The organism is Gordonia liuliyuniae (assembly GCF_021739025.1).
Taxonomy (GTDB): domain Bacteria; phylum Actinomycetota; class Actinomycetes; order Mycobacteriales; family Mycobacteriaceae; genus Gordonia; species Gordonia liuliyuniae.
Window position 1 is genome coordinate 229836 of record NZ_JAKKOT010000003.1, and the last position, 13153, is coordinate 242988.

General features: G+C 67.1%; 10 protein-coding genes. 5 read left to right on the plus strand and 5 right to left on the minus strand.

Annotation, left to right across the window (positions count from 1 at the left end; translation table 11 throughout):
• The first annotated feature begins 6 nt into the window (after nt 1-6).
• The gene (locus L5G28_RS05920; RefSeq protein ID WP_237000723.1) at nt 7-2700 is read left to right on the plus strand and encodes a ring-infected erythrocyte surface antigen domain-containing protein; all 2694 of its coding nucleotides are present in this window, start codon (nt 7-9) and stop codon (nt 2698-2700) included.
• Between the two features lie 93 nt (nt 2701-2793).
• On the opposite strand, the gene L5G28_RS05925 is transcribed toward L5G28_RS05920, so the two are convergent.
• The gene (locus tag L5G28_RS05925; protein WP_237000724.1) at nt 2794-3396 is read right to left on the minus strand and encodes an NUDIX hydrolase; all 603 of its coding nucleotides are present in this window, start codon (nt 3394-3396) and stop codon (nt 2794-2796) included.
• Between the two features lie 140 nt (nt 3397-3536).
• Between L5G28_RS05925 and L5G28_RS05930 the strand changes: the two genes are divergently transcribed.
• The 4 genes from L5G28_RS05930 (at nt 3537) to L5G28_RS05945 (ending at nt 7457) form a co-directional block, all read left to right on the plus strand.
• On the plus strand, nt 3537-4085 hold the full coding sequence (locus tag L5G28_RS05930; RefSeq protein WP_237000725.1) for a YceI family protein: 549 nt from the start codon (nt 3537-3539) through the stop codon (nt 4083-4085).
• A gap of 99 nt (nt 4086-4184) precedes the next feature.
• A complete protein-coding gene (locus L5G28_RS05935; protein WP_237000726.1) occupies nt 4185-5915 on the plus strand; it encodes an adenylate/guanylate cyclase domain-containing protein in 1731 nt (576 codons plus the stop codon).
• A complete protein-coding gene (locus L5G28_RS05940) occupies nt 5912-6793 on the plus strand; it encodes an oxidoreductase (RefSeq protein WP_308191949.1) in 882 nt (293 codons plus the stop codon). The genes L5G28_RS05935 and L5G28_RS05940 overlap by 4 nt, the downstream gene beginning before the upstream one ends.
• 34 nt (nt 6794-6827) lie before the next feature.
• Nucleotides 6828-7457 (plus strand): alpha-ketoglutarate-dependent dioxygenase AlkB, encoded by a 630-nt coding sequence (locus tag L5G28_RS05945; protein ID WP_237000728.1) that lies wholly within the window; start codon nt 6828-6830, stop codon nt 7455-7457.
• 100 nt (nt 7458-7557) lie between these two features.
• Here the strand turns inward: L5G28_RS05945 and L5G28_RS05950 are convergent, their stop codons facing one another.
• The 4 genes from L5G28_RS05950 to L5G28_RS05965 form a co-directional block, all read right to left on the minus strand.
• On the minus strand, nt 7558-8715 hold the full coding sequence (locus L5G28_RS05950; protein ID WP_237000729.1) for a pyridoxal phosphate-dependent aminotransferase: 1158 nt from the start codon (nt 8713-8715) through the stop codon (nt 7558-7560).
• A 54-nt stretch (nt 8716-8769) separates the two neighbouring features.
• Nucleotides 8770-10407, minus strand: coding sequence for a DNA repair helicase XPB (locus tag L5G28_RS05955; protein ID WP_237000730.1), 1638 nt, complete (start codon nt 10405-10407; stop codon nt 8770-8772).
• A 63-nt stretch (nt 10408-10470) separates the two neighbouring features.
• The gene (locus tag L5G28_RS05960; RefSeq protein WP_237000731.1) at nt 10471-12792 is read right to left on the minus strand and encodes a helicase-associated domain-containing protein; all 2322 of its coding nucleotides are present in this window, start codon (nt 12790-12792) and stop codon (nt 10471-10473) included.
• A gap of 169 nt (nt 12793-12961) precedes the next feature.
• Nucleotides 12962-13150, minus strand: a complete 189-nt coding sequence (locus L5G28_RS05965) for a hypothetical protein (RefSeq protein ID WP_237000732.1) — start codon at nt 13148-13150, stop codon at nt 12962-12964.
• Nucleotides 13151-13153 lie beyond the last annotated feature (3 nt).

Consider the following 13153-nt stretch of genomic DNA (forward strand, 5'->3'; position numbering starts at 1 on the left):
GTGGTAATGGCTGAAGGCGACGACAAAGACACGATGAACCCTCCGCTGGAGGTCGTCGACAATGTCGTCGAGCGTGGATACACCGTCGAACGGCTCGTCGAAGAGGCCGTCGAGACGGTCATCGACAAGCCGATCACGCTCGAACGCATCGTGGAACGACTCGTAGTCGACACCGTCGACGTCGTCGTCGATCGACCGGCCACCGTGTCGCGTCTCGTCGAGAAGCCCGTCGTCACCGTCGTCGACGACGTGACCGACAAGCCCGTTGACATCAAACGAATCGTCGAACGCCCCGTCGTCACCGTTGAAGACGACCTGACCGACAAGCCGGTCAACATCCAGCGTCTCGTGGAGAAGCCGGTCGTCAGCATCGTCGACGAGGTGGTCGAACGGCCCGTCGACGTCGAACGCGTCGTCGAGCATCCGATCGTCACCGTCGTCGACAAAGCCGTCGACGTGCCGGTCGCGGTCCCGCGCGTCGTCGAACAGCCGACGATCACGATCACGGACGAGATCATCGACAAGCCTGTCGAACTCCCGCGCCGTGTCGAGAAGTCCATCGTGACCGTGGTCGACGAGATCGTCGAGACCCCGGTCGAACTGTCGCGCAAGGTCGAGAAGCCGATCGTGACCGTGGTCGACGAGATCGTCGAGACCCCGGTCGAACTGTCGCGCAAGGTCGAGAAGCCTGTCGTGACCGTGGTCGACGACATCGTCGACAAGCCTGTCGAACTCCCGCGCCTCGTCGAGCGACCCATCGTGACCGTGGTCGACGACATCCAAGAGACCGAGATCGAGATCGAGCGGTTGGTCGAAAAGCCGATCGTCACCGTCCTCGACCAGATCGCGGACAAGCCCGTCGAGATCCAGCGCCTCGTCGAACGTCTCATCGTCACCGTCGTAGATGAAGTCATCGAACGGCCGACCGAAGTCGAGCGGGTCATCGAGAAGCTCATCGTCGACATCACCGACAAGGTCGTCGACAAGCCGGTCACCATTGAACGCATGGTGGAGAAGCCGATCGTCACCCTCGTCGACAAGATCGTCGAAGTTCCCGTCGAATCCATCGTCGAGAAGGTCATCGAGAAGCCGGTCGAGAAGATCATCGAAGTGACCGTCGAGAAGCCGGTCGAGAAGATCGTCGAGCACGTCATCGAGGTCCCCGTCGAGAAGAACGTCTACACGACGGTCGAGAAGGAGATCGAGGTTCCCGTCGAAGAGGTGATCTACAAGACCGTCGAGAAGCCGGTCGAGAAGATCATCGAGGTGGTCGTCGAGAAGCCCGTCATCAAAGTCGTCGAGGTACCGCGCGACGTCGTCGTCGAGCGACTCGTGGACAAGCCGGTCGAGAAGTCCGTCGATCACGTCATCGAGCGCATCGTCGAGAAGCCCAACGTGATCGAGAAGGTCGTCGAACAGCCCGTCGACAAGGTCGTCGAGCGCGTCGTCGAGACCCCGAACGTCGTCGAAAAGGTCGTCGAGAAGCCGGTCGACCACGTCCTCGAACGGATCGTCGAAGAACCCAACATCATCGAAGAAGTCGTCGAGAAGTCCGTCGACCGTGTCGTCGAGCGGATCGTCGAGATCCCCAACGTGATCGAGAAGGTCGTCGAGACGTCTGTCGACCGCGAAGTGGAGCGGGTCGTCGAGACCCCGAACGTGATCGAGAAGGTCGTCGAGGAATCCGTCGACCACGTCGTCGAGCGGATCGTCGAGGTCCCCAACGTGATCGAGAAGGTCGTCGAGGAATCCGTCGACCACGTCGTGGAGCGGGTCGTCGAGAAGCCGAACGTGATCGAGAAGGTCATCGAGAAGGATGTCGACCACGTGGTCGAGCGGATCGTCGAGGTCCCCAACGTGATCGAGCAGATCGTGGAGAAGCCTGTCGACCACGTTGTCGAGAAGGTCGTCGAGGTCCCCAACGTCATCGAACAGATCGTGGAGAAGCCCGTCGACCACATCGTCGACAAGGTCGTCGAAGTCCCCGAGATCACCGAGCAGGTCATCGAGAAGCCCGTCGAACGGATCGTCGAGAAGATCGTCGAACGACCCAACGTCGTCGAGAAGGTCGTGGAGAAGTCCGTCGACCATGTCGTCGAGCGCATCGTCGAGACGCCGAACATCGTCGAGAAGGTCGTCGACAAGCCGGTCGAGCACGTCGTCGAGAAGATCGTCGAGCGACCCGAGATCGTCGAAAAGGTCGTCGACAAGCCGGTCCACCGCGAATTCGAGAAGAACGTCCAGACGCCGGTTCTCGTCGAGAAGGTGGTCGAGAAGCAGATCAACGTCGTCGTCGAACGCATCGTCGAGAAGCCGGTCGAGCACGTGGTGGAGAAGGTCGTCGAGCGACCGGTCTACCGCGAAGTCGAGAAGATCATCGAGAAGCCGATCGAGAAGATCATCGAGGTGGTCGTCGAGAAGCCGGTCATCGTCCGCAAGGTGGTCGAACGCGAAGTGCAGCAGGTCCTCGAAGAAGGCAGCGAGACGCGCACCGTCACCCACGATGCGCCCGAGGCGCAGGCGATCGAAGCGCGATACCTCGAGGCCAAGCCCGGGGGCGGCCACCGCTGGGTGGACGCCGGGACCGGCGAGCACCCCGACGACGAGACCGTCGGCTTCCAGACGCCAGAAAGCGTCGCCCGTGACCGGGTCGAGCCGCAGTACCAGACTCGACGTGCCCGGCACCGCTCAGAAGATTAGACACCGGTGACGTCAGATTCCCCGCTCTGTGTCGTCATCGCCTCTGGAGGTGACGGTGGCGCTGAGCGGGGAAGCTGACGTCACACCCGGCACTCACTGCCAGGCGAACACGGGCTGTTCGTAGTCGGCGACGCGCACCGGCTCGTCCCGAAGAGCGACGCGCGCGAATTGAAATAGCACCGCGGCGGTCGGTGCGTGGATCCGACGGCCGATCAGCGGCAGCGACATCACTGGCCGGTCCGACTCCGGAATCATCTCGAACTGTGGTTGGGCATCGGCCAACTCGTCGAGGTCGATGAGGTAGGCGTGCTCCACTTCGTCGGGATTCGGATCGGGGTCCATCTCGTGGTCCATCCATGCGACAGTCGGCGTCATGACATAGCCGGAGCGCGTCGCGAAATCGTCTAGATCGCCGAGGATCGTCTCTGATCCGAGCACGATGCCCATCTCTTCGTGGAGTTCACGCAGGCCGGCCTCGTGGTGCGTCTCGCCGGGGTCGAGCCGTCCGCCGGGCAAGGCGAACTGGGCGGCGTGACGATTCATCCGAGCGGGCCTGCGGGTGAGCCATACGCCGCGTCGACCGTCGCGCGGAGCCACCACCAGCATTACGGCCGCGGCTCGAGCGCCTTCGGCGAGCGGAATCCGTCGTACGTCGAATGCGTCGAGGCGGGTCTCGACGTCAGTGCGAGTCAGCATGATTCGATGTTATCCCGCTCACACCGGGAAGTAAACGGACCAAGGTCCGGTTAGTGTGGTGTGTAGGCGATCGAGAACGACGGTCGCAGACCGCGCCCCACGATGGCGACGAGAAGTCGCCGAGAGAAGGTAGGACTCCCATGAGCATCACTCCCGCAGAACTGACCGCAGGCACCTGGACCATCGACCCGGTCCACTCGCAGGTCGGTTTCACCGTCCGACACCTGATGGTCTCGAAGGTCCGCGGCGCATTCGGTGGCTTCTCCGGAACCGTCGAGATCGCCGAGGACGGCTCGCCCGCGGTGAACGCCGAAATCGACGTCACCTCGATCAATACCGGAAACGACCAGCGTGACCAGCATGTTCGATCGGCCGACTTCTTCGACGCCCAGAACTACCCGGCTGCGACATTCGTCTCGACCTCGGTCGAGGCCGACGGTGACGACTACCTCGTACACGGCGACTTCACCCTTCGCGGAATCACCAAGCCGGTGACGCTGCAGATGGAGTTCAACGGTGTGAACCCGGGGATGGGCCAGGGCGCGGTCGCAGGCTTCGACGCCAAGACCGTCCTCAACCGCAAGGACTTCGGCATCGACATCGAGATGCCGCTGGAAACCGGCGGCACGGTCGTCGGCGACAAGATCACCATCACCCTCGAGGTCGAGGCGCTCAAGGCCGACGCCTGACGCCTTCGGCAACGCCACGGTGATTGGCGATTGCCGCTGCAATTCACCTCCCGGTTCCCGGTAGTCTCAGTGAGATTCGAGAACTGGGAGGTGACGCGTATGGCGAGGCGGAATCGAGCTGTCGCTCATCGCATCGCCGACTGGATCGAGGCCCGGCTGGGCGCTGCCGCCGGCATCGGCTTCCGGGAGGGCGGTCTCCCGCTGCTCGACACCGAGATCCTCGACGCGCCGACCCGCCGCGGTCTGGCCAGGCGCGGGATGTTCATCGGCGGGGTCATCGTCGCGGGCGCCAAGATTCTGATCGGCGTCGAGACCTTCGTCGCCGTCCTCCTCGCATTCAACGGCGGACAGCTCAACCTCCACATCGACTCCGACTATCCGCTGCTCATGGGCGCTGTGCTCATCGCGTTGCTGCTCGGCACGCTGACGAGTGTCTTGGCGTCGTTCGTCTTCCTGACGCCGCAGTTCCGCTGGTTCGTCGACGTCGGCCCGTCCGAGCCCGCCGACGAACGGCGACGCGGTGACATCCGCGCGATCCCGCGGCGGCTCGTCTGTGCGGATCTCTCCGGCTGGGCGGTGGCACTCGGCGTCTACGCCTTGATCTCGGACACACGGATCGTGTTCCTGCTGTCGGTTGCGGGCGCGTTCGGTCTGGCCGCCGTCACCTCGTCGTGCCTCACCTATCTGTTCGCGGAGAGTGCGGCCCGCCCGCTCGCGGCCCTCGCGCTGCGCGGAGGCTCCGTCGACGGCGTGATGCACGGCGTCCGTGAACGGATGGTCGTGGTGTGGATCGTGTCGTCGGCCGTGCCGATGGTCGGTCTGATCCTGATGAACGTCGGACGCGGCCTCGGGTGGGTTCCGCAGGTCGCGGGCGACATCGACTGGGCGACAATGCTATTGGCGGTGATTGCGCTGACGTCGGGGGCCCGCGTCGTCGGCCTGGTGAACCGGGCCATCACTGACCCGCTCAACGACATGCGCGAAGTCGTCGAGGCCACTCGGAGCGGCGACCTGACCCGACGCGTCGCCGCCTACGACGCGTCGGAGCTCGGCGTTCTGCAGGCCGGGCTCAACGCGATGCTCGACGGGCTCGTCGAACGCGAACGCATGCGGGACATCTTCTCGCGGCACGTCGGCGACGGCGTCGCGCAGCTCGCCTTGGAGCAGGACGGCGAATTCGTCGGCGGCAACACCGAGGTGGCCGTGATCTTCGTCGACATCACCGGTTCGACGGCGTTCGCGGCCGACCGCGATCCCCGCGAGACCGCCGTCGTCTTGAACGCCTTCTTCTCGATCGTCGTCGACGTCGTCGACCGACACGGCGGGTTCATCAACAAGTTCGAGGGTGATGCCGCGCTCATCGTGTTCGGCGCGCCCGCCGCCGTCGACGATCCCGCGGCGGCTGCGTTGGCGGCCGCCCGTGAACTCGGGACGGAGCTGAGCGAGAAGCTTCCGCTGGAGTGGGGGATGGGCGTCACGTTCGGGAGCGTGTTCGCAGGCAACATCGGTGCGCGCACCCGCTACGAGTACACGGTGATCGGCGACGCCGTGAACGAGTCCGCGCGCCTGTCCGACCTCGCCAAGCTCGGCTATTCGCCGGTGTACGCGAGTCGCGTCGCGATCGACGCAGCCGCCGAGCACGAAGGGCAGCGATGGAAGCGAGTGGACCGACAGGTGCTGCGCGGGCGAACGAATGTGACGGAGATACACGCACCGATCGGACTCCTGAGCAGACCGGAACCGCCGTCCCTCGGTAGCGTGCTAGCCGACCTCGTGAAGTTCGCATTTCCCGGCGAACGTCCGTCGAATCACAGAAGGGTGACCGAGTGACTCGGAAGTGGAATGCGAACGACATTCCCCCACAGAACGGCCGCCGTCATATCGTGACGGGCGCCAACAGCGGACTGGGCGCGGCGACGGCGAAAGCGTTGGCCGCAGCCGGTGCCAGGGTGACCCTGGCGTGCCGTAACCAGGTGACGGCGCGAGCCGTGGCCGACCAGATCGGCCCGGCGGCCACCGTTGCGCAACTCGACCTCGCTGACCTCGCATCCGTGCGCGCGTTCGCCGACAGCGTCGACGAGGCGGACGTGCTGATCGACAACGCCGGCCTGATGGCGGTTCCGTTCCAGCGCACCGTCGACGGTTTCGAGATGCAGATGGGCACCAACCATCTCGGCCACTTCGTGCTGACGTCCTTGCTGTTACCGAAGGTGACCGACCGGGTCGTCGTCCTCTCCTCGCTCATGCAGTACGGGTCTCGCGAACGGTTCGACGATCTGAACTGGGAGCAGCGCGCCTACAACCGCTGGGTGGCCTACGGTGACTCGAAGCTTGCGAATCTCACGTTCGGCCGCGAGTTGGCGCGGCGGCTGGACGCCGCGGGATCGACGAAACGATCGGTGATCGCACATCCCGGGTACGCGTCGACCGGTATCACCGGCAATTCGCAGACACGGTTCAGCAACGTGTCGAAGCTCGCGGACACGCTCCGGCTGGGTCAGTCAGCCGCCCGGGGCGCGCTCCCGACGTTGTACGCGGCGACGATGCCCGACGTGCGCAACGGCGACTTCTACGGCCCGAACGGGCCGGGCGGCATGCGGGGTTATCCGGGGAAGGCGCACGTGCGCCGCGCCGCGGACCGGCAGGACCTCCGAGACCTGCTCTGGTCTGAATCGGAACGGTTGACCGACGCGACATTCGACGTGTAGTGCCTGGTTTCGAACAGGTGTACGATTCTGGGCTATGACGGCGGGACTGCAGGCGAGCCTCTTCGACGTGACTGATCACGGTCCGGCGGTGGGGTCGCTCGGTACGGGCGTCCGCCGCACCGAGTTGACTGACGGCGCCTGGGTGGACGTCCGCCCCGGCTGGCTGCGAGGGTCCATCGACGTGTTCGATGCGCTGCACGCGGACGTTCCCTGGCGGGCCGAGGAGCGGCGCATGTACGACGCGACGGTCACCGTCCCGCGACTGCTGGCCATGTACCTGCGCCGCGACCGGTTGCCGCATCCGATACTCGACGTGGCGCGCGACGCGCTCAGTGAGCACTACCGGCCCGTCCTGCCCGGCGGCTTCGAGACGGCGGGCCTATGTCTCTACCGGGACGGTTCCGACAGCGTGGCGTGGCACGGCGACCGGATCGGCCGCGGCCGCACGCAGGACACACTTGTCGCGATCGTGTCCCTCGGTGCGCCGCGGCCCCTGCTGCTCCGGCCGCGCGGCGGAGGAGCCTCGCGCAAGTTCGTGCTCGGGTCCGGGGACCTCGTGGTGATGGGAGGTAGCTGCCAGCGCACGTGGGAGCACGCGGTCCCCAAAGTATCTGGTGTCGGTCCGCGGATTAGCGTCCAGCTTCGGCCGGCGGGCGTGTTCTGAGGGTGTAAACCTACACCGCTCAGGCCGGGTGTCGTCGTGGTGAGGGTGTCGGGCCTGTGCGGTGTAGGTTTGGTCGGCCTATCACGTTGGTGGGGGCTGGTCAGGTCAGGCGTGACAGCCGGTGTGCGGCCTCGTCGATCACGTCGTCGTCTTTGGCGAAGGCGAAGCGGAGGAGGTGGCGCCAAGGCTGCTGGTCGTCGACGAAGGCGCTGACCGGGACGGCAGCGACGCCGAGACGGGCGGGCAACTCCCGACAGAAGGCGGCGCCGTCGGTGATGCCGAGCGGTCGGGGATCGGCGCACACGAAGTAGGTGCCTTGCGAGCGGTGCACGCCGAAGCCGGCGTCGGCGAGTGCTTTCGAGAGTCGAATCCGCTTACGACCCAACCCCTCCGCGTCCGCACGGACCCAGTCCATCTCGTTGCGCAGTGCGTGCGCGACGGCAGGTTGGAACGGGCCGCTGCCGACGTACGTCAAATACTGCTTCGCCGCGCGCGCAGCTCGGACGAGTTCGGCGGGCCCGCTGATCCAGCCGACCTTCCACCCGGTGACGTGGAAAGTCTTCGCTGCTCCCGAGATCCGCAGCGTCCGCTCAGCCATGCCGGGGAACGTCGCAAGCGGCCGGTGGACGGCGCCGTCGAACACCAGATGTTCGTACACTTCGTCGGCGATCGCGACCACGTCGTGCTCGACGCAGAGCCGGGCGATCTCGATCAGATCGTCGTCGGACAGGATGGTCCCGGTCGGATTGTGCGGCGTATTCACCACGATCGCCGCCGTGTTCGGGCCGAACGCCGCGGCCAACGCCTCGCGGTCGAGCGTGAACCCGTCGCCCTCCGCGACGAGCGGCACCGTGCGCCGCACACCGCCCGCCAATGCGACCGACGCCGCATACGCGTCATAGAACGGTTCGATCATCACGACCTCGCGGCCGGGCTCCACCAGACCCAGGATCGCGCCGGCGATGGCTTCCGTCGCACCGACCGTGACCAACACCTGGGTGTCGGGATCGTAGGCGAGCCCGTAATCGTCGAGTTGCTGTGCGGCGACAGCGTCGCGCAGGGCCTGGATACCAGGCCCCGGCGGATACTGATTCTGGCCCTCGGCGATCGCGCGCTGCGCGGCCTCGAGCATCGAGGCAGGGCCGTCCGAGTCGGGAAACCCCTGCCCGAGGTTCACTGCGTCGTGCGCCACCGCGAGGGCGGATACCTCCGCGAAGATCGTCGACGTGAACGGACGCATCCGGTTGACCAAGGGCATGCGTCTACGCTGCCACAGCGGTGCAGCCGACGACGACTCGGCTACGTGTGACGCCTACACCAGGTCGGCGGCGTCCATGATCCGGTACGCGTACCCCTGTTCGGCGAGGAACCGCTGCCGGTGGGCGGCGTAGTCGGCGTCGAGGGAGTCTCGGGAGACGACCGAATAGAAGTGCGCCTGACCGCCGTCGGCCTTCGGTCGCAGGAGCCGGCCGAGCCGCTGGGCCTCCTCCTGGCGGGAGCCGAACGTGCCCGAGACCTGGACGGCCACCGACGCCTCCGGGAGGTCGATGGAGAAGTTGGCGACCTTGGAGACCACCAGCGTCGACAATTCGCCGCGGCGGAACGCGTCGAACAGCTTCTCGCGTTCGGCGTTGCGCGTGGACCCCTGGATCACCGGGCAGTCGAGCTCGGCGCCGAGCTCCTCGAGCTGGTCGATGTAGGCGCCGATGACGAGCGTCTGCGAACCCTCGTGCTTGCCGAGGATGTTCTTGACGACGTTGACCTTCGAATGGACCGTCGAGCACAGCTTGTACTTCTCGTCGGCCTCGGCGACCGCGTACTGCAGGCGCTCCTCGTCGGTCATCGTCACCCGGACCTCGACGCAGTCGGCGGGAGCGATCCAGCCCTGCGCCTCGATGTCCTTCCACGGCGCGTCGTACCGCTTCGGTCCGATCAGGCTGAACACGTCGCCCTCCCGGCCGTCCTCGCGGACCAGCGTCGCGGTCAGGCCGAGGCGGCGACGCGACTGCAGATCGGCCGTCATCCGGAACACCGGTGCGGGCAGCAGATGGACCTCGTCGTAGACGATGAGTCCCCAGTCGCGAGAGTCGAACAGGTCGAGGTTCTTGTACTCGCCCTTCGACTTGCGGGTGATCACCTGGTAAGTGGCGATCGTGACCGGACGGATCTCCTTGCGTTCGCCCGAGTACTCGCCGATCTCGTCCTCGGTCAGCGACGTGCGCGCCACCAGCTCGCGTTTCCACTGGCGTCCCGCGACCGTGTTCGTCACGAGGATCAACGTCGTCGCGCCTGCCTTCGCCATCGCGGCCGCACCGACCATCGTCTTACCGGCGCCGCACGGCAGAACGACGACGCCCGAGCCGCCCGCCCAGAACGAGTCGGTGGCCATCTGCTGATAGTCGCGCAGCTCCCAGCCGTCCTGCACGAGATCGATCTGGTGGGCCTCGCCGTCGACATAGCCTGCGAGGTCTTCGGCAGGCCAGCCAACCTTGAGCAGGACCTGCTTGAGCCGACCGCGCTCGGACGGGTGGACGACCACCGTGTCGTCGTCGATGCGGGTCCCCAACATCGGGGCGACCTTCTTGTTCCGGAGGATCTCCTCGAGGACCGCGCGGTCGAACGAGACCAGGGTGAGCCCGTGCGCGGGATGCTTGACCAGTTGCAGCCGCCCGAACCGGCCCATCGTCTCGACGATGTCGACGAGCAGCGGTTGCGGCACGGGGAACCGGGAATGGGTGACGAGGGCGTCGACGACCTGTTCGGCGTCGTGGCCCGCGGCCCGCGCGTTCCACAACGCCAGCGGGGTGACCCGATAGGTGTGGATGTGTTCGGGGGCGCGTTCGAGTTCGGCGAACGGGGCGATCGCCGCGCGCGCCTGCGCGGCGGCTGGATGGTCGACCTCCAGCAGGAGGGTCTTGTCCGATTGCACGATCAGCGGTCCGTCGGTCACCCGTCCATTGTCCAGGTGGGCGGGCGGTCCGGCCACATCGGGCGGTGCGAGGAGTCCGCGCGGCTACAGGAGTTCGACGCGAGTGATGCGGTGCAGGGCGAATCGGAGGTCGTCGTCGGAGGGTTCTTCGGCGGCGACGAGCTGCCCGGCGGCGAGCGAACGGGCCTTCACGACGTGGCGGCTCGCGCCGCCGTGAGCGTCGACGTACCCGATGCGGAGCAGACGGCCGGTCTGCAATGCCAGATGGATGAGCGCCGACGTCGTTTCGCCGGAGTCGCTCGACACAGCACTCGAGACGGGGCGCTCCGCACGGTCGGCGGTCCGCATCCGGTTCACGACCGTGGCGGCTTGGCCGTCGCCGATCCGGCCGCGCCCGGCCGGGCGCGGCGGCCTGCGTGTGCGTCCAGGAACCCGGACGCCGCGGCTGCGCAGATCGATGAGGGTGCCCGACGAGTCCTCGCCCGCGGGCGCGAAGCCCGCCGCGCGCAACCGGTCGATCACATCGCGCAGCGGCGCCCCGGACACGGCGACCGTCGGCGCCAGCGCACGCAGCGACAGGTCGGCCGCCGCGTCGCTGCGCAGCACAGCGGTCAGCGTCGCAGCATCGTCGCATCGGACGAACGACGAGGCGACGCCCACCCGCAGCTGTCCGTGCTTACGGGCGACATCGTCGATCAGATAGCTCAACGACTGGGGGACCGGCGTCCTGGAGTGCTCGGTGAACAGGGCGGCGAGTTCGGCTGCCGTGCGGCCGGTGTCGAGGGCGCGGCGGATTCCGTCCTCGGTGACGCGGTACACCGACGCCGCACCGCCCGACTCGAGATCCGCGACCAGGGCGAGGCGGGCGGCGAGTTCGGGGGTGAGGGGGCCGGGCACCGTCACGGTGAAGTCGGCTTGGACCAGGAAGTAATCGATCGGTTCGGGCAGCGCCGCCGACATCGTCCGCACGAGATCAGCGCGGTCGTCGTCGTCCGGGTCGGCGGCGAGCAGCGCCCGCCCCACCGTGGTCAGGCTGCCGTGTGCGACGATGCCGAGCTCGGTCGCCTCCCGCAGGGTCTCGCCGACCACGCGGGTGGTCAGACGACGGAGTTGTCTCGGATGGCGCCACCCGAGGAGGGCGGTGAGGGACTCGACGCTGACCGGCACTGCCGGATCGATCTCGGCGAGCGGTGCCAGGATCGTGCGTCGGACGAGGGTGGCGGACCCGTCGAACGCATGCGGGGCGAGCGCGGCGATGATCGCGCCGTCGCGGTCGGTGTCGCCGATCTGCCACGGCCGGCGGAGCAGGTCGAGCCAGCACTGCGCCAGATGCGCCCACCGGCGTCCCGGCTCCATGTGCAGCCAGGTATCGCTCGACGTCGTCGGGGCGAACACCTCGTCGGCGGACAGGACGTCGACGGAGTCGGGTACGCCCGCGTCGATCAGTCGCGCAGCATCGGACAATTCGACGAGGAGCCCGACGCGGGTGGCCGAGAGACCGGTGGTCTTCGCCAGGCGACGCAGCTCGCGTACCCCCATGCCGCCTGCGCGGAGTACCGCCGCGGGCGCTTCGGCGAGTGCGTCGAGCAGGTCGCCCACGTGCCGGAGCACCTCGAGTGCTTCGCCTGCGCCCGCCGCGTCGACGGCGGCCGCGTCGAACCGCGACGATGTCCCGTCGAGGCCGGGCGCCTTCAGACTCGTCGTCAACGGCGGTTCGCCGCGCAGGATCTGTCCGACCTGCGGCGGCAGTTCGACGGTCTGTTCGTCCACCCGGGCGAGGAGGCCAGCCGCGAGGAGGCGGGGGACCGGGGCGGACGGGTCGGCATCCGGCGCGGCGTCCCGAGACCGGCCGAGCGCCGGGCCCCTGGACAGCGTCGTGAGGAGTTCGCGCTGCCGCTCGTCGAGGCCGTCGAGTTGAGCCGAGATCTCGTCGGGCTCTCTCGTCGCGATCGGTGCGAGCAGGTGCGGCGCCCGCCATGGCAGGGCCGACGGCAGGTGGATGCCGGCCAGCCAGCTGGTCGTTCTCTTCCCGGTCGACGAGCCGCTAGGCCAGATCAGTGCGAGGTCGGACAGGAGCGACAGTCGGGTGTCCACGTCGGAGCGCAGCGCGCGGCGGCCCAGCTTCGACACGATGTCCTCGCGGCTCACCGGTCCGAGCAGTCCGTGGTGGTGTGAGCCGCCTGCGGCGTCGACGAATGCTTCGACGACGGCGACGGCGAGCAGGTCGAGGTCTTCACCGGCCAACGCGATGGATGCGGCCGCCAGGGACCGCTGGGCGAGGACGCCGGTCCCGCGTGGCGGTGGGGATGCGAGGTCGGGTCGTCGGACCAGGAGCTCGACGAGTCGAGCGTCCGTTCGGCTCGCCAACTCGTCGGCGCAACTGCGCAGCGGGAGGTCCGGACTCATTCGATCCATGTTACCGACCTGGGTCGGGCCGGCCCCGACTCGCTCGCCCCGTGGAGTAGAGAACCGGCGGTGGACTGGAGGGCGGCGGGAATGGCGACCGGTGACGGCGCGCGAAGACCCCCGCTCGATGAGCGGGGGTCTTCGCGGTCAGTTCTTTGCTAGAAGAAGATCAGCGGTTGACGACAGTCTTCGCGTGCACGTAGGGCAGGTCGTCGGCGGGCAGCGGGAACTCCGAGTCGCCGAACGGTGAGAGAGCACCGGGCAGGTGCGCGAGGAACTCCGTCACTGCGTGGTCGTCGCCGGTCTCTTTCGGCCAGCCGTTGTCCACGTATCCATTCTTCTTAGCCACGCCGCTCATTCT